The organism is Nonomuraea sp. NPDC003560, assembly GCF_042878785.1.
In the GTDB taxonomy this organism is placed as follows: Bacteria; Actinomycetota; Actinomycetes; order Streptosporangiales; family Streptosporangiaceae; genus Nonomuraea.
The window spans coordinates 297720-316480 of record NZ_JBIAOF010000006.1 but is presented as its reverse complement, the minus strand read 5'-3'; the positions used below and the strand labels follow the sequence as shown (position 1 = coordinate 316480).

The window sequence follows — 18761 nt, the reverse complement described above, 5'->3', positions numbered from 1 at the left end:
GCTCGAAGCATGCTGAGAGGAATCCACGTACCGCTTGTCACGCCGTTCACGTCGTCGGGGGAGGTGGCCGCCGACGCGGTCGAGAAGCTCGCCCGGCAGATGCTCGACGAGGGCGCGGCCGGTCTGGTGGCGCTGGGGACGACGGCCGAGGTGGCCGCCCTCGACCCCGGCGAGCGGGCCCTGGTGGTCGAGACCTGCGTACGCGTGTGCGCCGAGCGCCGGGCGCTGCTGACCGTCGGCGTGACCGGGAACGACACCCGCACGACCGCCGCGGCGCTGCGCGAGCTGCCCGCCGGGGTGGACGCGGCCCTGGTGACCGTGCCGTACTTCCTGCGGCCCGGCGAGCGCGGCGTGATCGCGCACTTCGAGGCGCTGGCCGAGGCGTCACCCGTGCCGCTGGTGATCTACCACATCCCCTACCGGACCGGTCAGGCCGTGGGCGCCGCGACACTGCGGGCCGTCGGGGAGCATCCGAACATCGCGGGTGTCAAGTACGCCGCCGGCGGCATCGACCAGGACACGGTGGACCTGCTCGCGGACCTGCCCGACGGCTTCGAGGTGCTGGGCGGCGACGACGCGTTCGTCTCGCCGCTGCTCGCGCTCGGCGCCACCGGCGGCATCCTGGCCTCGGCCCACGTGCTGACCAGGAGCTTCGTCGAGCTGGTCGACGCCTGGCTGGCGGGGGACGTGGCCACCGCGCGCCCGCTCGGGCACCGGCTGGCCCAGGTCTCCCGCGCGCTCTTCGCCGAGCCCAACCCGACCGTGATCAAGGGCGTCCTGCACGCCAGGGGCCTGATCCCGACGCCGGACGTGCGGCTGCCGCTGCTGCCCGCCTCCGCCGCCGCGGTGTCACAGGCCGACCTGGTGGCGGTACATCCAGGCCAGTGACTCCTGGCTCGCGCCGCGCTTCAGGAACATCGGCAGCATCAGGTCACGGAAGACCCGGGCGACCGGGCCCGCGGCCTTGCTGTTGCTGATCGTCCTGGAGTAGGCGACCACCCGCTCGACCCTCGGCCGCCGCTCGGCCTCGAACCGCTCGAACGCCGCGCGGTGGTCCTTCGCCTCGCGCAGGCACCTGGCCAGCACGACCGCGTCCTCGACGGCCAGCGAGGCGCCCTGGCCGGAGCTGGGCGAGGTGGCGTGGGCGGCGTCCCCGGTGAGCAGGACGCGGCCCCGGTGCCAGACGGGCACCGGCGGCAGGTCGTACACCGGCAGTGCCGGGCCCACGGGGCCGCGGCGGACGAGGTCGGCCGAGGGGTTCGCGTCCCCCTCGAACGCCGCCGCCAGGACGGGCCGCCAGTCGGCGGGCACGTCACCGAGCCGTCTGGGCAGGTTCGCGAACCACCACGTGTCGCCCGACTCGGTCACCGTGCAGCCGAAGAAGGCCCGCTTGCCGAAGACCATGTCGTAGACGCCGGGCTCGCCGAAGCCCCTGCTTTCAGTGCTCCTGACGATGCCGCCGAAGCTGTACAGGCCGCTGTAGCGCGGGCCGGGCGCGCCGGGGTCGAGCAGCGAACGGGTGCGCGAGTGCACGCCGTCGCAGGCGATCAGCAGGTCGCCGGCGGCCGAGGCGCCGTCCTCGAAGGTCACCACGACCTGGTCGCCGGTGTCGTCGTAGGAGACCAGGCGCCGGCCGTAGGCGATGGGGATGCCGCGCCGGGCGGCCTCGTCGCGCAGGGCGCCGTAGAGGTCGGAGCGGAGCACGGTGTGGCTGACCGTGCCGTCGTCGAGGCGCAGGCCGTTGGCCACCTCGCCGAGGCGCTTGCCGGTGCCGCTCCACATGACCATGCGCGGGGTGGGGATGGCCGACGACAGCACCTCGCGGTGGACGCCGAGCACGCGCAGGGCGGCCAGGCCGTTGGAGGCGAGGTTGAGGAACGAGCCGACGTTCTCGGCGCCCCGCGGGTACGCCTCGTGGATCTCGGCGTCGATGCCGGCCGCCTGAAGGGCCATCGCCGTGACGGGCCCGCCGATCCCGCAGCCTATGATCAGAGCCTTCATGCTGGTATCCTTTCGTTCGACCGAACGAAATATATGAGCGCGGGTGGCGGGATGTCCAGGGATATTTCGGAGCATCGAAAGAAATTGTTGGACGAACTGGTCGAGGCGGGCCGGGAGAGCAGCAACGCCGCGGTCATGTACCACAGCGCCATGGGCGAGCGGCTGGGCCTGGGGATGACCGAGGAGAAGACGCTCGACCTGCTCCAGCGCCTCGGGCCGCTGACCGCCGGGGAGCTGTCCCAGCACACGGGCCTCGCCCCGGCCTCCGTCAGCGGGCTGATCGACCGGCTGGAGGCCAAATGGCTGGTCCGCAGGGTGCGCGACACCAAAGACCGCCGACGGGTCATCGTCGAGATCAACTGGGAGCGGCTGGCCGGCTTCGGCGAGCTGTTCGAGCCGTTCGTGGCCGCCATGTCCGGCCTGTACGACCGCTACACCGACGACGAGCTGTCCCTGATCGTCGACTTCCTCCGGCGGTCCACGGCCCTGCAACGGGAGGCCACCACGTCGCTGCGCACCGAATAAAGGGCTGTACACAATTCCGCTTATGGGCTACGGTGTCCGCCGATATGGGTTACTGCTTCCTGTGATTCTCACGCCCGAGGCGCATACGCGTTGAGCCGACCGCTCCGCCACGCCTCGTACCGGTCATGTCCGCGTTGAGACAAGGAGGTGGAGCCTCTATGCGTACCGCTGCCCAATTGGCACTGAACGAGATCACCAAGCGTTACGACACCCGAATCGTCCTGGACCGGGTGTCGCTCACCGTCCGGCCCGGGGAGAAGGCCGGGGTGATCGGCGACAACGGCTCGGGCAAGTCCACGCTGCTCAGGCTCATGGCGGGCGTCGAGCGTCCGGACAACGGCGAGCTGACCGTGGTCGCGCCCGGCGGCGTGGGGCACCTGCCGCAGTCGCTGGAGCCGCCGCCGCACGCCACCGTGGCCGACGTCGTCGACCTGGCCCTGGCCGAGCTGCGCGAGATCGAGGCGCGCATGCGCGCGCTCGCCGGCACCGACCTGGACGCCTACGCCGCCGCCGTCGCCGAGTTCGAGGCGCGCGGCGGCTACGAGGCCGACACCCGGGTGGACGTCGCGCTGCACGGCCTGGGCCTGTCCGGCCTGGACCGGGACCGTCCGGTCGCGACGATGTCGGGCGGCGAGCGGTCCAGGCTCGCCCTGGCCGCGACGCTGGCCGCCGCGCCGGAGCTGCTGCTGCTCGACGAGCCGACCAACGACCTGGACGACCAGGCCGTCGCCTGGCTCGAACAGCACCTGCGCGAGCACCGCGGCACGGTCGTCGCGATCAGCCACGACCGGACGTTCCTCGACCGGGTCACCACGGTGATCCTGGAGGTCTCCGACGGGCAGGTGCGCCGCTACGGCGACGGCTACTCGGGCTACCTCGCGGCCAAGGCCGCCGAACGGGCCGCGCACGTGCGGGCCCACGAGGAGTGGCGGTCCGAGCTGGCCCGGCACGCCGGGCTGGTGGCGGCCAACGCGGGGCGGATGGCGGCCATCCCGCGCGGGATGGTCCAGGCCGGGATGGGCACCGGCGCGTGGCGGGCGCGGTCGCGTACGCACGGCGCCGCCGGGCGCGTCCGGCAGTCGCGGGCGCGGATGCGATGGCTCGAAGAGCACGCGGTGCCGCCGCCCCCGGTGCCGCTCCGCTTCACCGCCGCCATCACCGCCCCGCCCCCCGCCGGCGCGCTCCTCCCGGGTCATCCGCGAGAGGTGATCACCCCCGCCGACGTGCTCCTCCCGGATCACCTGCGAGAGGTGATCGCCCCCGCCGACGTGCGCCTGCCGGAACACCCCAAGGACGTGGTCGCTCGGGCCGATGTGCGGCTGCCGGGACGCCTCCAGGGCGTGGGCGAGGCGGGCGGGGTGGGGTGGCGGTCCATGGTGGTCGTGCTCGACGGGGTGCGCGTGGCGGGGCGGCTGCGGATCGACGGGCTCGCCGTACGGCGGGGGGAGCGGCTGCTCGTCACCGGGCCGAACGGCGCGGGCAAGACCACGCTCATGCGGGTGCTGGCCGGCGAGCTGCGTCCCGACGAGGGGACCGTACGGCGGACCGGACGGGCCGGTCTGCTGCGTCAGGAGGACCGGGCGGCCCGGCTGGACCGTACCGTCCTCGCGGCCTTCGCCGAGGGACGGACGGGCAGCCCCGACGAGCACGCCGACCGGCTGCTCGGCCTGGGCCTGTTCCGGCCGGACGACCTGCGGCGGCGGCTGGCCGACCTCTCCTACGGACAGCGCCGCCGGGTCGAGCTGGCCCGCCTGGTCACGGAGCCGGTGGACCTGCTGCTGCTCGACGAGCCGACCAACCACCTGTCGCCGATGCTGGTGGAGCAGCTTGAGGAGGCGCTGGCCCACTACGAGGGCGCGCTGGTGGTCGTCACCCACGACCGCCGCCTGCGCGCCGCCTTCACCGGCACCCACCTGGAGCTCGCACCCGCCCGGCCCAGCGAGCGGGCCCGCTGACAGCCGGGCCCGCTCCCCTCAGGGACCGGGCCCGCCGAGGGCCGGGCCGCTGCGCTCAGCGATCGGGCCTCCTGACGGCCGGGCCGCTGCGCTCAGGGGCCGGCCCCTGACGGCTGGGGTCAGCGGTCAGACTCCCTGATGGCCGTGCCGACCTCGCTCACCCGGTCGGCGAGGAGGCCGAGGGCGCCCACGGCCCTGGTCATCGGGTCGTCGCCGGAGCCGCCGAGCGCCCTGGCCCGGAGGAAGGCCGCCTTGATCTCCGCCCAGCGCGCCGCCTGGGCGGGGGTGAGGCGGCCGCGCAGCTCGGCCAGCTTGAGCAGGTTGGCCTCGGCGTCCTGGGTGAGGGTCTGCGCCTCGCCCAGGTAGTGGTCGTCGATCACCGCCTCCAGCTCCTCGTCGTTCATGGCGGGCACGATGCGCTCGGCCAGCTTGTTCATGTTCCGGTACGACCCCTGCAACCGGTACGGCGGCTCGGTCCTGGACGCCTCCGCCTGGGACGCCGACGCGATGTAGGCCGCGTTGTTGGCCAGCACCACCTCCTGCGCCCGCACCAGCTTGCCCAGCACGCCGAGCACCTGCTCCAGCTCGGCCTTGCCGTACGGGTGCCGGAGCTGGTCAGGCCGGACGGCCGGGTCGCCCTTGGCCAGGCGCACCAGGAGCTCGACGTCGGCCCGGTCGCGGCCCGAGAGGGGGGCGAGCACCGGGTTGGAGGTGAGCGCGTTGTCCACGTAGCTCAGCGCGAACAGCTCGTCCTTGCCGGAGAGCACGTCGCCCAGGTTCCACACGTCGGCCCGGTTGGCCAGCATGTCCGGGATGCGGAAGCGCTGCCCGGACTCGGTGTACGGGTTGCCCGCCATGCACACCGCGAAGCGCTTCCCGCGCAGGTCGTACGTGCGGGTCCGGCCGTTCCAGACGCCCTCGATGCGGCGCTGGGCGTCGCACAGCGAGATGAACTTCTGCAGCAGTTCCGGCGAGGTGTGCTGGATGTCGTCCAGGTAGAGCAGGGTGTTGTTGCCGCTCTCCAGCGCGAAGGAGATCTTCTCGACCTCCTGCCTGGCCGTGGCGTCGGGCGCGTCGGCCGGGTCGAGCGAGGTGACGCCGTGGCCGAGCGCCGGGCCGTTCACCTTGACGAAGACCAGGCCGAGGCGGCTGGCGACGTACTCCATCAGCGTGGTCTTGCCGTAGCCGGGCGGTGAGATGAGCAGCAGCAGGCCCATCTGGTCGGTGCGCTTGCCCGCGCCCGCCGCGCCGAGCTGCTTGGCCAGGTTGTCGCCGATCAGCGGCAGGTAGACCTCGTCCAGCAGCCGGTTGCGGACGAACGCGCTCATGACCTGGGGCCGGTACTCCTCCAGACGCAACCGGCGGCGTTCCTGCTCGATCAGCTCGTTGCGGCGGCGCTGGTAGGCCCGGTAGGCCGGGACCCGGTCCTGCCTGAAGGCGCGCGCCCTGGTCAGCAGCTCGTCGAGCCTGATCCGGAGCCTGCGGTCCTGCACGCGCGGATGCGCGCCGAGCAGCCCCTCGACGGTCTCCTCGACGGCGGCGCCGGAGTCGTGACGCGGCAGGTCGCACAGGAGCACGGCGACGGCCTCGGCCACCTCGGGACCCTGCCGGTAGGCGCCGATCCAGGCGTGGGCGAGCTGCAGCCGCTCGGGCAGGGGGAGCGCGGCCAGCTCCTCCTCGAACTCGCGGGTCCTGGCCGGGCCGAGCGCCTGCCTGAAGCCGTCGAGGAGGTCGCGCGCCGCCTTGCCGGTCACGAAGCCCGACGGCGTCGCGCCCAGCTCCTCGACCAGGTACTCGCCGGCCAGCGCGGCCGTGCTCTGCCCGGTGTCCTGCCCGGTGTCCTGCCCGGTGTCCTGGCCGGGGGAGAAGGCGGCGATCCGGCCGCCGAGCTCGGCGGCCAGCGCCTCCAGGGCGGGCGTCCGGCCGAAGACCGCGCGGGCGCGGACCAGGGAGGCGGCCCTGGTGGCCAATGTTTTACGTGAAACCTCGTCCGTGCCGAAGGCCCAGAAGAGCTGCGCCGCCGCGCGGGCCTCGGGCGGGTAGCGCAGCAGGCCGGCGCCCTCGCGCAGGCGGACCAGGCTCTCCAGGACGAGGATCGCGTCGTGGTCGTGCACGCCGCGCTCGTAGCCCTCGTCGTAGCGCTGCTCGGCGGCCTGGCGTACCAGGTCGGCCAGGGGAGCGCCGGGCACCGCGGAGTCCAGGAGCGAGGCGGCCAGGTGCTCGGCCCGGTACATCTCCGGCGTCTCCGACACCAGCAGCTGCTCCCAGAACGGCCGCGTGTCCGCGAACGACGCCGGCACGGGCGCGCGGTAGTCGGTGCCCGTGATCGCGAAGTGCATCTCGCCGTCGTGCGGGACCAGCGTCAGGTCGATCGGCTGGGTGTTGACGGCGAACAGGTGACGGCCGAGGCGCAGCGTCTCGCCGCCGTCGGTGAACAGGTCCAGCCGGTCCCGCAGGGCGCGGCCGGCCTCCTGCTGGGCCGCCTTGACCCGGCCGTCCAGCTCCTCGGCCCGGACGGCGTCGCCCAGGGAGCGCAGCTCGGCCGCCGCCGTACGGACCCTGCCGACCATCGGATCGGTGGCGAAGTACGTGTTGACCTCGTCCATCGACCCCAGGGACGCCAGCCGCCTGGTCACGCTGCCCAGGATGCGCTCGGCCGAGGCGAAGACCCGGTCGGCCCGCCGGGCCAGGCCGTCGAGCTGGGTCTGCTTCCTGGCCGAGAACGCCTCGTAGACCTCGTCCCGCTTGCCCGCGAGCTGGGCGGCGAAGTCGTCGAACTCGCCGAACCGCGCCTCCAGGTTCTCCACCTGGAGCATCAAGCGGCCGAGTTGCTCGTCGCACTTGTCCGGCGTGTCGGCCATCGCCAGCGCGCCCGAGACGGCCTGCCCGAACAGGGCGAACTCGGCGGCGAAGGCCGCACGGCCCTCCGAGCCGAGCAGCTCGCGCCGCCGCCCGTCGAGCACGGCCCGCGCCCGGTTCACCCCGGCCAGCACCTCGGCGATCCGGCCCAGGATCGACGTGCGGACCGTGGCGTCGGCGATCTCCAGCGAGCCGACGACCTCCGTCACCACCTCCAGGCCCTCCGCCTGCTCGGCCAGCCGGTCGGCGACGGGCGCGGCCTCGGCCACGGTCGCGATGGCGGCGGCGTCGGCGGCCAGCCGTTCGACCGCCACGTGGTAGGCGGTGAACGCCTCCGCGCCCTCCAGGAAGGCGACCGCGCGCCGGCCGGTCGCGGCCAGCTCCGCGGTCACGGCGGCGGACAGCTCGTCCAGGCGGGCGAGATCCAGGTAGCGGACGTCGCGCAGGGTCACCAGGCGGCCCTGCTGCCTGCGCAGTCCGGCCAGCGTGGTGACCCAGGCGTCGGCGGTGGCGGGGGTGTCGGCGGCGGCCGCGCGTACCAGGTGGGTGGTCTCCGCGGCGGCCGCGGCCAGGGTGTCGGCGGCCTGGCGGGTGAGCTGCTCGACGTTCTCGTACTCGTCGAGCACCTGCTCGGCGGTGGCGCGCACGTCGGCGAGCGGCGCGGCGAGCCCGTGCTCGCCGAGCCAGTGGTAGGAGTCGGCGGCGCGGGTGCAGGCGGCGATCAGCGCCTCGAACGTGGCCTCCGACGCCGCCATCTCCTCGACCATGCGGGCCACGGACAGGCAGTCGGAGATGCCGCGCACCAGCTCGGCGTTGCCGATGCGCTCCAGGGGCCCGGTCCCGGCGGGCTGGGCGGCGGCGTAGGTGTCGGACACGTACGGCGTCTGCCACACCTGCATCGGGTGGACCCGGGTCGGCTCCTCGGAGAGGGCGCGGAAGACCACCATCGTGCCGTCGTCGAACAGGGAGTACCCGTGGCAGACGATGGGGTTGGCCACCTCCTTCCTGATCACGTTGTACGGCAGCAGCAACGAGCGGCCGTCGCCGCGGGCGTGGAAGACGTACAGGACGTCCTCGCCGTTGGGCGAGCGCACGACCCGCTCGAACTCCAGGTCCGCCACGTCCGTGTCGAAGGTCTTGCTGATCCCGGTGGCCAGGTAGTAGCCGCCCGGGAAGATCAGCCCCTGGTCCTCGGGCAGCCGCTGGCAGGACTGGCCGATGCCGTCGAGCCTGGTCACCGCCTTGGTACGGGTGTTGAACACCAGATGCCGCCAGTCCGGCTCCTTGTACGGCCTGATCCGCATGAGGACGAGCGGCCCGACCCTGGCGTACTCGACGTCGGCGTCGGCCAGCGACTGGAGGCGTTCGGTGACCGGCTCGGAGTAGACGCCCGCGCCGGTCTCGGTGTTGTTCTCGACCTTGATGGTGAGGTCGCCGCCGATCGTCTCGACGAAGACCTCGCCCTCGATGGAGATGTGCGGATGGCGGCCGAGCACGTGGTCGTCGCGGGTGGTCGGCGTCCACTCGAAGTCGTGGGACGGGGGGAAGACGTGGTCCCGCTCCCCCCTGTTATCCAGATATTTCGGGATACCGCCGTTGCTGACCGTCCACCTGAGCACCCGCGTGTCCGCCGGGCCCGTCCGGAACACCGCCAGCAGCTTGCCCTCGACCCGGCGCAGCTGCTGGAGCCTGGTCTCCTTGTAGTACCGGTACAGCTCGGCGAAGTCCTTCCTGAACGCCGGCTCCTCCAGCGTCTCCAGCTTCCCCGTCTCGAACGTGAACGCGTCCCCGTCCCTGGTGAAGCGGTGCACGGCGAACACGTCGGCCACGGTCGTCTCCGGCTTGAGCCCGATGAAGACGTTGTAGCCGAACAACATCACCTCGCCCAGCGAGACGATGTCCCTCGGGACGCAGTTGTTCTCGGTCCTGATCCGCTCGGTGCCGAGCAGGCGCAGCTCCGCGCCGCCGAAGACGCGCAGCCGCCGCCCGTTGACCTCCTCCGCCGCCACCGCGAGGGCCTTGGCCTGCGCCTGGAGACGGTTCCGCAGAACCTCGTAGGTCCCGGCTTCCAGCTCGGTGGTGCTCACGTCAGCCCTTCGCCGCCGCCAGCGCGGCCACGGGGGAGTCGGCCACGCCCAGCCGGCGCGCGGTCTCCAGCAGCTCGCCGAGCGCCGTCGACTGCGGGCCGCCGTCCTGGATGAGCCGCATGAGCAGGGCCGAGACGGTCAGGTTCTTGATGTCCTCGGTGCGCACCCCGCCGACCACGCTCGCGATGTCCGCCGCCAGGCTGGCCGTCCCGTTGAGGTACGGCGCCGCGAGGGCCCCCGCGACGTTCGAGTGGCCGACGAAGCCGTCCACCGCCTTGCCCGTGGTGATCGAGCCGACCACCTTGTCGAAGAACATCGTGTCGCCGCCGACGATGTCGATGTTGGCCTTGGCCAGGCCCGCCGCCAGCACGCTGGCCTGCGACTCGGCCACCTGGCGGGTGACGTCGATGTGCTTGAGCCTGATCTCCTTGTCGGCCTCCAGGCGCAGGCGGTACTCCTCGTGGCCCCGGCTGGCCTCGTCCAGGGCGGCCATCGCGGCGGCCTTCTGGGTCAGGCCCTCGGCCTCGGCCTTCAGCTTCTCGCCGATCGCGGTGGCGCCGGCCAGCGCCATGGCCTGCTCGCCCTCGGCCTGGGCCTTGAGCCGGTCGCCCTCGATCAGCGCCATGGCCCGCGCGCCCTCGGCCTCGGCCCGCAGCCGCTCGCCCAGGGACAGGGCCTCCGCGCGGCCGACCTTCTCGATGGCGTCCGCGTCGCGCTCCTTGACCTGCACCTGCGCCAGCCCGGCCGCGGCGGACTCGGCCTGCACGCCCTCCGCGAGCCGGATCTTGGCCCGCGCCTCCAGCTCCGCGGCCTGCTGCCGGGCCTCGGCCAGCACCAGCTCCTCGCGGGCCTTGAACTTCGAGGCCGCCTCGGCGGCCTCGGCCGCCTTGATGTCCTTGACCAGGTTCTCCTGCGCCTCGGCCTCGGCCGCGATGATCACCTGCTGACGGGTGCGCTCGGCCTCCTCGACCACCCGCAGCCGCTTGATGCTCTCCTCCTGCTCGGCCACCGTCTTGTCGACCGCGATGCGCTCCCTGATGACCTCGGCGATCGACCGCTTCTCGGTCTCGACCTCCTTGTCCTTGGCGATGCGCGACAGCTCGGTCTCCCGCTCGCGGGCGATGACCTCCAGCAGGCGGTCCTTCTCGATGCGCTCGCTCTCGATCGCGATCACCCGCTCGCGGTTCTTCTCGGCGACCGCCACCTCGCGGGCCTGGTTCTCCCGCTGCACGCCGATCTGCTCGTCGGTCTTGATGCCGGCCGTCTGTGCGCGCAGCCGCTCCTCGGCCTGCACGCGGGCGATCTCCGCCTCCTCGCGGGCCTTGACGGTCTCGATCTCGCGGCGCTGCTTGAGCTCGGCGTCGGCCTGGCGGCGCTGGAGCTCCAGGATGGCCTCGCGGGCGTCCACGTTCTGGCGGGTGATCTCCTTCTCCTCGGCCCGCTGGAACTCGTTGGTCCGTACGTGCTCCAGCGCGGTCAGCTCGGTGATCTTCCTGATGCCCTGCGCGTCCAGGATGTTGCTGGAGTCGAGCTGGGTGAGCGCGGTCTGCTCCAGGTAGTCGATGGCGGCGTCTTCGAGGCTGTAGCCGTTCAGGTCGGTGCCGATGAGCCGGATGATCTCGTCGCGGAACTCGTCCCGCTTGGTGTAGAGGTCGACGAAGTCGAGCTGCTTGCCGGCCGTCTTCAGCGCCTCGGAGAACTTGGCGCTGAACAGCTCCTGGAGGGTGTTCTCGTCGCTGGCCCGCGCGGTGCCGATGGCCTGGGCGACCTTGATGACGTCCTCGGCGGTCTTGTTCACCCGGACGAAGAACGTGATCTTGATGTCGGCCCTGATGTTGTCCCGGCAGATCAGCCCCTCACGGCCGGTACGCGTGATCTCGATGGTCTTCACCGAGATGTCCATGGTCTCGGCCTTGTGGACGACCGGCAGCACGATGGCGCCGGTGAACGTCACGTCCACCTTGTTGACCTTCGACACGATCAGCGCCTTGCCCTGTTCCACCTTACGGAAAAGGCGGCCGATGATGACCAGCAGGCCAATCACGATGACCAGGACGACGGCGAGAAATACGCCGAAGCCCGTGGAGATGACGTCCATCAGAGCTCGCTTTCGTAGGGCATGACCCAGAAGAATTCGCCGTCTTTGTCGTATTCGAAGATGAGTGCTTTGTCGCCGCGGCCCAGGCGGTCCCGCCCGGTCGTCCGGACCTGGACGACCGCGGTCGAGCCGTCCTCGGCGGTGACCTCGGCCTGGCCGAAGTCGGGGGTGGCGGCACCGGTGCGGATGACGCACGGGCGGCCCACGAGGCCGCCGCGCGAGTGCTGCCCGCCGTCCTGGAAAGCCCTGCGCAGCGGCCCGATCAGGGCGCGCGTGGCGAGCCAGCCGCCCGCCGCCGCGGCGAAGGGCACGGCGGCCAGCGCGGCGTCCGGCAGCACCTGGCCGCCGACCAGACTCAGCAGCCAGGCGACCGCGACCAGCAGGGAGATGACGATCCCGGCGGGGACGCCCCCGAATCCCAGCCATGGCGCGTCGTGGTCGAGGTCCAGCAGGCCCGCGATGACGGCCAGCCAATAAGCCAGGACCGCCGCGAGGAGGAAAGTGAAAATGACGGTCGGAAAGCCCAGAGCGGCGTGGAAGAACTCGGTCATCAGCCCTCGGTTTGCCCCATCCCCCGGTGTGTCCTGACGGACTATATACATATAAAGCGCGACTAAAGCGGAAAGTTCCCGACTTCATATCGAAAGTTAGCCGACTTGACCTCAAGGGCGGTTGAGGTAGCACGCTCGACGGCATGACTGACGTGATGAGGGCGGCGGCGTTCGCCGAGCCGGGCGGCCCCGAGGTGCTGAAGGTGATGGAGGTGCCCGCGCCGCAGGCGGGCCCGGGACAGGTGCGCGTCCGGGTGCGGGCGGCCGGCGTGCAGCCGTTCGACGCGGCCGTACGGGCGGGGTGGCTGCCGCCGTACATGGGGGACGTGCCGTGGCCGCGCATCCCGGGCAACGAGTTCGCCGGCGTGGTCGACCAGGTGGGCGACGGGGTCGCCGGGGTGTCGGCCGGGGACGAGGTGCTGGGCTTCTCGCGCCTGTTCGCCTACGCCGAGTACATTGTGGTCCCGGCGGCCGACGTGGCCCCCAAGCCCGCCGGGACGCCCTGGGAGGTGGCCGGCGGGCTGACCTCCGGCGTGCAGACGGCCGAGCTGGCCCTCGACGCCCTGGCGGTCGGCGCCGGCGAGACGCTGCTCGTGCACGGCGCGGCCGGGTCCGTGGGCACGGCGGCCGTGCAGATCGCCCGCATGCGCGGCGCCACGGTGATCGGCACCGCCCGCGAGGCCAACCACGACCACCTGCGCGACCTCGGCGCGATCCCGGTCGCCTACGGTGACGGGCTCGCCGACCGGGTCCGCGCGCTCGCCCCCGGCGGCGTGCACGCGGCTCTCGACGGCGCCGGCGGCCACGCCCTGGAGGTCTCGCTCGACCTGGTCGCCGACCGCGGGCGCATCGTCACCCTGGTCGAGCACGGCCGGGCGGCCGAGCTGGGCGTCAAGGTCGTCCAGGGCGAGCGCACGGCCGAACGGCTCGGCCGGTACGCCGCCCTGTACGCCGAGGGCCGCTTCGCCTTCCCGGTGCGGCGGACGTACCGGCTGGAGGAGGCCGCCGACGCCCACCGCGAGATCGAGACCGGCCACGGCCGGGGGAAGGTCGTCCTGGTGACGGACTAGAGGTCCGCCACGATCTCCGGGCGGGCCGGTTCGGGCGGCGTTCCTGTGGCGTCGGCCGAGCCGGCCCGCCTTCGCGGTTCAGACGGCGTTCTTGTGGCGCTGGTTGAACCGGCCCGCCTTCGCGCGGTTGCCGCACACCTCCATCGAGCACCACCTGCGGCTGCCGTTCTTGCTCACGTCGAGGAACCACAGGACACAGGCGGGGTTCGCGCACTTGCGCAGCCGTTCGGGACGTTCGCGCAGGAGCCGGACGAAGTCGGCGGCCGCCGTCCAGGCCGCCTCCCAGGCCGGATCGCTCACCACGACGGTCTCGCGCGGCCCGTCGGCGTCCACCCGCGGCCTGGTCGAGCCCTCGGCGAGCACCGCGTTGAGCGCGTTGTGCCCCCGGCCTTCGAGCGAGCCGCGCAGCGCGTCCCGCGCCCGGACGAGCCGGTCGCGCACCCGCTCCAGATCGCCCTCGCCCGGCAGGCCGTGGTCGCCGAGCCAGGAGCGCACGCCTTCCAGGTCGTCGAACTGGTCGAGCAGGGCGCCGTGCTCCACCCAGACGGTGTCGACCAGGTCGAGCGCCATGGGCTCGTCGCGAAGCGGCCGTATCCTCACTGCCTCTAACCCCCCAAAGCGATTTGACTGGTTATCGATCGCCATGCTATCACTTAACCAGCAAAACGGATTTAGCCGGTTATAGCTGGAGGATGAGATGACTGTTCGGTACCGCACCGCTGTGGTGGACGGCCTCGACGTGTTCTACCGGGAGGCCGGTGACCCGTCGGCGCCCACGCTGGTGCTGCTGCACGGGTTCCCGACCTCGTCGGTGGCCTACCAGGAGCTGATCGCCGACCTGGCGGACGAGTTCCATCTGATCGCGCCCGACTACCCGGGCTTCGGTCACAGCTCGGCCCCCGCGGCCGACGAGTGGGAGTACAGCTTCGACCACCTGGCCGACGTGGTGGACAGCCTCCTGGACACCCTGGGCGTCACCAAGTACGCGCTCTACGTGCACGACTACGGCGCCCCCGTCGGCTTCCGCCTCGCCGTCCGGCACCCGGAGCGCATCACCGGCATCGTCACCCAGAACGGCAACGCGTACGAGGAGGGCCTGACGCCGTTCTGGGAGCCGCTGCGCAAGGCGTGGGCCGACCCCTCCGAGGAGAACACCTCCGCGCTGCTCGGCCTGCTCACCCCCGAGGCCACCCACTGGCAGTACACCCACGGGGTCCCCGACGCCGCCATGGTCAACCCCGACAAGGCCGCCCTCGACCAGGCCCGCCTCGACCGGCCCGGCAACCACGCCGTCCAGCTCGCCCTCTTCGTGGACTACGGCCGCAACCCGGGCCTCTACCCGCAGTGGCAGGAGTACCTGCGCACCCACCAGCCGCCGGTGCTGGCCGTGTGGGGGCGGCACGACGAGATCTTCGGCCCCGACGGCGCCCTCGCCTTCGACCGGGACACCAAGCGCGCCGAGATCCAGCTCATCGACGCCGGCCACTTCGCCCTGGAGACCCGTGGCCGGCAGATCGCCGCGCTGGTCCGCGACTTCCTCCGCCGCCTCTCCGACTGACAGGAGCCTCCGATGGCCCAGCCCCGCCGCCGCGGGAACACCACGGCCCGCCCAGGCCTGTCCGCCGCCGCCGTCCACACGCACCGATCCCTGAGCTCCCGCCGCACGCCCGCCCCCCACGGGCGCGCGGCGGGTCCGACGGCCGGGCCGCCGCCCACCCGGAGGTGGGGGCGGGCCGGGACGTCGGGGGCGCCCGCCCGTCCGTCCGGCAGGGCGGTGGCCCTGGCCACCGCGGCGGCGCTGGCCGGACTGTCGTTACTGGCCCTGCTGGCCGGCCTCACCGGCATGGAGCTGTTCGCGCTGCCGTTCGCCGCCACCGCCGGGATCGTGGCCCTGGCGCCCGCCGCGCCGTTCGCCCAGCCGCGCAGCATCCTCCTGGGCCACCTGAGCGCCACCGCGCTCGCCCTGGCGCTCACCGCCCTCACCGGCCCCTCGGTGTGGACGGCGGTCGCCGCGGCGGCGCTCTCCACGGCCCCGATGCTGCTGCTGCGGGCCCCTCACCCGCCGGCCGGGGCCACGGCGGCGCTGATCGGACTCACCGCCCCCGACCCGGTGTACCTGCTCGACCCGGTCCTGGTCGCGAGCGTCGTGGTGATCGCCGCCGGGGTGGCGCTCGGACGGGCGCTGCCGGGCCACAGATATCCCGCCTACTGGCGGTGAACCGTCACTGCCGGTGGCGCACGGCCTCGGCGATCACCAGGGCGACCTCGTCGATCTCGTGCTCGCCGTCCTCGACGTCCCAGAGGGCGTTCTGCAGGATCCGGCCGAGGGTCCAGCCGGCCGCCCTGGCGGGGTCGAGGCCCAGCCCGTCCACCATCAGGTCGAACCGCCGCAGCACGCCTCTGATCGGGTCGCCGGTGGCGACGACGGCGTCCCAGCGGTTGTCCAGGGCGGGCCACAGGTCGAACCCCGGGTCGCCGGCCAGCGGCTTGGGGTCGATGGCCAGCCACGGCTCCCGCTCGGCGGCCAGCACGTTGTCGTAGTGCAGGTCCCAGTGCAGCAGCCGGTCGCCCGGCTCGGCGACGAGCTCGGCGACCGCGTCGGCGCACCAGCGCAGCCAGTACCTGTCCTGCTCGCGGGGCAGCGCGGCCGTCGCGCGGTCGACGTCGGCCAGCATCTGCGCGGCGATGTCGCCCAACCGGCGCAGCCCCGGCGGGGCGGGGAGGGCGGTCAACCGGCCCAGCAACCCGGTCAGGATCGTCAGCGCCTCGGTGTCGTCCGGTATGGCCGACAGCGGGCGGCCGGAGTCGAGGCGTTCCAGCAGCAGGGTGCCGGTCTCGGGGTCGTCGTCGAGCAGCAGGACCGAGCCCTTCCCGGCCCACGTGCGCAGGCCGGGCGCCTCGGTGGCGTTCTCGTCGGTGACGGGCTGGAGCTTGAGCGCCGCCCTGGTGCCGTCCTCCCGTACGACGGGCAGCACGAGGGAGACCACGCCGTGCATGGGGCGGCCCTCGTCCAGCCGCAGTCCCCACTCCTCCAGGTAACGCTCGGCCAGCGCGGGCAGGCCGGCCGACCAGGCCCGCCCCCGCTCGCCGTCGATCTTCACATGCGATGCGGTCAACGCCTCGGGAACCATGATCCTCATCGCCCCAGTCTGCCTCCGGCCGGGGCGCCCGCGGCTAGAAGTGCCAGGGGAAGGGCGACCAGTCGGGCGCCCGCTTCTCCAGGAAGGAGTCGCGCCCCTCGGCCGCCTCGTCCGTCATGTACGCCAGCCGCGTCGCCTCGCCCGCGAACACCTGCTGCCCGACGAGCCCGTCGTCGATCATGTTGAAGGCGAACTTCAGCATGCGCTGCGCGGTGGGCGACTTGCCGTTGACCTTGCGCGCCCACTCCAGCGCCGTGGCCTCCAGCTCCGCGTGCGGGACGACGGCGTTGACCATGCCCATGCGGTGGGCGTCGGCCGCGCTGTAGGTGTCGCCCAGGAAGAAGATCTCGCGGGCGAACTTCTGCCCGACCTGCCGCGCCAGGTAGGCCGAGCCGAAGCCGCCGTCGAAGCTGGCCACGTCGGCGTCGGTCTGCTTGAAGCGGGCGTGCTCGGCGCTGGCCAGGGTGAGGTCGGCCACGACGTGGAGGCTGTGCCCGCCGCCCGCGGCCCAGCCGGGCACCACGCAGATCACGATCTTGGGCATGAAGCGGATCAGGCGCTGCACCTCCAGGATGTGCAGGCGCCCGGTGGCGGGGGTGCCGTCGGCGTACTGGTAGCCGTCTTTGCCCCTGATGCGCTGGTCGCCGCCGGAGCAGAAGGCCCACCCGCCGTCCTTGGGCGAGGGGCCGTTGCCCGTGAGCAGCACGCAGCCGACGTCGGTGGCCTGCCTGGCGTGGTCGAGCGCCCGGTAGAGCTCGTCGACCGTCTGGGGCCTGAAGGCGTTGCGCACTTCGGGCCGGTTGAACGCGACCCGCACCGTGCCCTGGTCGAGGGCCCGGTGGTAGGTGATGTCGGTGAAGTCGAAGCCCTCGACGACCTGCCACATCTTCGGATCGAACAGCTCGGAGACCATGGGGGCGAGCCTAACGGATCTGCCCCTCGGCCCACTCGGCCCACTCCTTCTGCACGGCGGCGAGCCGCAGGCCGTACTCCAGGGCGAGCCGGCCGTAGACCGACAGGTTGTCCTGGCCGCTCTCGACGAAGCCCTTGATGGCCTCCATGTGCTCCAGGTGCTTGCCCACCACCTCGGCCTGGCGGCGCAGGTAGGCGCGGGCCTGCTCGGGATCGACCTGGCCGAGGAAGAACACGCGCAGCAGCATGTCGCTGCGCCCGACCCTGACCGGCTCGACCTCGGTGATCCAGCGGCGCAGCTCGGCCCGGCCCTCCTGGGTGATCGCGTACTCCTTGCGGCCACGTGGGCCCTCGGCCGCGACGCTCACGAGACCGGCGTCGGCCAGCTTGCCGAGCTCGGCGTAGAGCTGGCTCTGCGTGGCCGGCCAGACGTTGGACAATGAGACGTCGAAGGTCTTCAGCAGGTCGTAGCCGCTGGCCGGCCCCTCGGCGAGCAGACCAAGCACGGCGTGTCTCAAGCTCATATTCCTATATTGACATATCTCCACAGGAGGTTCTACATTCGACATGTCTACTTAGGAATGTCAAAGGAGTTGCGCGATGCGCGGTCTGCTCGGTTTCCTCCCCTGGGTCGTCTACGCGGTCATCGCCACCGGCGACGAGTGGCGCTGGGGCGCCATCACCGGCCTCGTGATCGCCCTCGCCCTCGTGGCCATCGACCGGCGGTCCGGCCGGGCCTGGGACGAGATCGTGATCGAGACGAGCGCCGCCGCCTTCTTCGCCCTGCTCACCGTGCTCTCCCTGGCGGCCCCGCACTCGCCGCTCACGCCGTACGGGCCCGCGCTGGTCAACGTCTGGCTGGCCGGCACCGCCTGGGGCTCGCTGGCCATCGGCAAGCCGTTCACGCTGGGCATCGCGCGCACGATGGCGCCGAAGGAGATCTGGGAGACCCAGGCGTTCCGCCGCGTCAACGTGGTGATCACGACGGTGTGGGCGGTGGCGTTCACGCTCGCCGCCGTCTCGCTGACGTTCGTGCTGGCCGCGGCCCCCCACGCCACCACGGTCGTCATCGCGATCAAGGTGCTCTCGTTCGTCGTGCCCGCCGTCTTCACCGCCCGTTACCCGAAGGTGGTCAGGCGCCGCGCCGAGGCCGCCGCTAAGTGACCTCCGCCCGCAGCTCGGCCAGGAGCTCCCCCTGGTCGGCCAGCATGTCGGTGAGGATGCGGCGGGCGGCCCCGAGCAGGTCTGCCAGCTCGGGAGTGGCCAGGGTGTAGACCACCGTGCTGCCTTCGCGGATCGCGCTCACGATCCCGGCCCTGCGCAGGACCGCCAGCTGTTGTGAGAGGCTCGACGCCTCGATGTCGATCTGGGCCAGCAGGTCCCTGACGGGCAGTGGACCTTCCTGGAGTAGCTCCAACACTCTGATGCGAGCGGGGTGGCCGAGCGTCCTGAAGAAGTCGGCCTTGGCCTGGTGGACCTCCACGTGCATATTGCAAGACTAATCGAGCGCAGTTGCATAATTCTTCAAGTCGTAACGTTGTTGGATAGCATGACAGCGGGGAC

General features: G+C 72.3%; 16 protein-coding genes. 7 read left to right on the top strand and 9 right to left on the bottom strand.

All coding sequences use genetic code 11. The features are described from left to right. Window positions 1-9 precede the first annotated feature (9 nt). Window positions 10-888, top strand: coding sequence for a 4-hydroxy-tetrahydrodipicolinate synthase family protein (locus ACFYUV_RS25040; protein ID WP_387671679.1), 879 nt, complete (start codon window positions 10-12; stop codon window positions 886-888). Here ACFYUV_RS25040 and ACFYUV_RS25035 read toward each other — a convergent pair. Further along, complete coding sequence (locus tag ACFYUV_RS25035) at window positions 850-2001, bottom strand: FAD-dependent oxidoreductase (protein WP_387671677.1); 1152 nt, start codon at window positions 1999-2001, stop codon at window positions 850-852. The genes ACFYUV_RS25040 and ACFYUV_RS25035 overlap by 39 nt on opposite strands. 84 nt (window positions 2002-2085) lie before the next feature. Between ACFYUV_RS25035 and ACFYUV_RS25030 the strand changes: the two genes are divergently transcribed. Together ACFYUV_RS25030 and ACFYUV_RS25025 are read left to right on the top strand one after the other, a co-directional pair. Further along, on the top strand, window positions 2086-2526 hold the full coding sequence (locus tag ACFYUV_RS25030) for a MarR family winged helix-turn-helix transcriptional regulator (RefSeq protein ID WP_387671675.1): 441 nt from the start codon (window positions 2086-2088) through the stop codon (window positions 2524-2526). Between the two features lie 158 nt (window positions 2527-2684). Continuing rightward, complete coding sequence (locus tag ACFYUV_RS25025; RefSeq protein ID WP_387671673.1) at window positions 2685-4481, top strand: ABC-F family ATP-binding cassette domain-containing protein; 1797 nt, start codon at window positions 2685-2687, stop codon at window positions 4479-4481. A gap of 119 nt (window positions 4482-4600) precedes the next feature. Here ACFYUV_RS25025 and ACFYUV_RS25020 read toward each other — a convergent pair whose 3' ends face one another. From ACFYUV_RS25020 to ACFYUV_RS25010, 3 genes are read right to left on the bottom strand one after another with little or no spacing between them, the layout of a single operon-like run. Further along, on the bottom strand, window positions 4601-9427 hold the full coding sequence (locus tag ACFYUV_RS25020) for a DNA repair ATPase (protein WP_387671672.1): 4827 nt from the start codon (window positions 9425-9427) through the stop codon (window positions 4601-4603). Window position 9428: 1 nt separating this feature from the next. Next, a complete protein-coding gene (locus ACFYUV_RS25015) occupies window positions 9429-11525 on the bottom strand; it encodes a flotillin family protein (protein ID WP_387671670.1) in 2097 nt (698 codons plus the stop codon). Further along, on the bottom strand, window positions 11525-12076 hold the full coding sequence (locus tag ACFYUV_RS25010) for a hypothetical protein (protein WP_387671669.1): 552 nt from the start codon (window positions 12074-12076) through the stop codon (window positions 11525-11527). Before ACFYUV_RS25010 ends, ACFYUV_RS25015 begins: the two co-directional genes overlap by 1 nt. Window positions 12077-12231: 155 nt before the next feature. Here ACFYUV_RS25010 and ACFYUV_RS25005 point away from each other — a divergent pair, with 155 nt between their 5' ends. Next, window positions 12232-13146 (top strand): NADP-dependent oxidoreductase, encoded by a 915-nt coding sequence (locus ACFYUV_RS25005; protein WP_387672198.1) that lies wholly within the window; start codon window positions 12232-12234, stop codon window positions 13144-13146. Window positions 13147-13224: 78 nt separating this feature from the next. Here the strand turns inward: ACFYUV_RS25005 and ACFYUV_RS25000 are convergent, their stop codons facing one another. Next, the gene (locus ACFYUV_RS25000; RefSeq protein ID WP_387671667.1) at window positions 13225-13746 is read right to left on the bottom strand and encodes a CGNR zinc finger domain-containing protein; all 522 of its coding nucleotides are present in this window, start codon (window positions 13744-13746) and stop codon (window positions 13225-13227) included. 97 nt (window positions 13747-13843) lie between these two features. Between ACFYUV_RS25000 and ACFYUV_RS24995 the strand changes: the two genes are divergently transcribed. Both ACFYUV_RS24995 and ACFYUV_RS24990 read left to right on the top strand, forming a co-directional pair. Continuing rightward, complete coding sequence (locus ACFYUV_RS24995; protein WP_387671665.1) at window positions 13844-14704, top strand: alpha/beta fold hydrolase; 861 nt, start codon at window positions 13844-13846, stop codon at window positions 14702-14704. A gap of 12 nt (window positions 14705-14716) precedes the next feature. After that, complete coding sequence (locus ACFYUV_RS24990) at window positions 14717-15364, top strand: HPP family protein (RefSeq protein WP_387671663.1); 648 nt, start codon at window positions 14717-14719, stop codon at window positions 15362-15364. Window positions 15365-15368: 4 nt separating this feature from the next. On the opposite strand, the gene ACFYUV_RS24985 is transcribed toward ACFYUV_RS24990, so the two are convergent. From ACFYUV_RS24985 to ACFYUV_RS24975, 3 genes are read right to left on the bottom strand one after another with little or no spacing between them, the layout of a single operon-like run. Beyond that, a complete protein-coding gene (locus ACFYUV_RS24985) occupies window positions 15369-16286 on the bottom strand; it encodes an aminoglycoside phosphotransferase family protein (protein WP_387671661.1) in 918 nt (305 codons plus the stop codon). Between the two features lie 34 nt (window positions 16287-16320). After that, entirely contained in the window at window positions 16321-17199 is an 879-nt protein-coding gene (locus ACFYUV_RS24980; RefSeq protein ID WP_352366206.1) for a 1,4-dihydroxy-2-naphthoyl-CoA synthase, read from the bottom strand. A 10-nt stretch (window positions 17200-17209) separates the two neighbouring features. Then, on the bottom strand, window positions 17210-17722 hold the full coding sequence (locus ACFYUV_RS24975) for a PadR family transcriptional regulator (RefSeq protein WP_387671659.1): 513 nt from the start codon (window positions 17720-17722) through the stop codon (window positions 17210-17212). A 76-nt stretch (window positions 17723-17798) separates the two neighbouring features. Between ACFYUV_RS24975 and ACFYUV_RS24970 the strand changes: the two genes are divergently transcribed. Beyond that, window positions 17799-18362, top strand: a complete 564-nt coding sequence (locus ACFYUV_RS24970) for a hypothetical protein (protein ID WP_387671657.1) — start codon at window positions 17799-17801, stop codon at window positions 18360-18362. On the opposite strand, the gene ACFYUV_RS24965 is transcribed toward ACFYUV_RS24970, so the two are convergent. Next, on the bottom strand, window positions 18355-18687 hold the full coding sequence (locus ACFYUV_RS24965; RefSeq protein ID WP_090938046.1) for a helix-turn-helix transcriptional regulator: 333 nt from the start codon (window positions 18685-18687) through the stop codon (window positions 18355-18357). The genes ACFYUV_RS24970 and ACFYUV_RS24965 overlap by 8 nt on opposite strands. Between the last annotated feature and the right edge of the window lie 74 nt (window positions 18688-18761).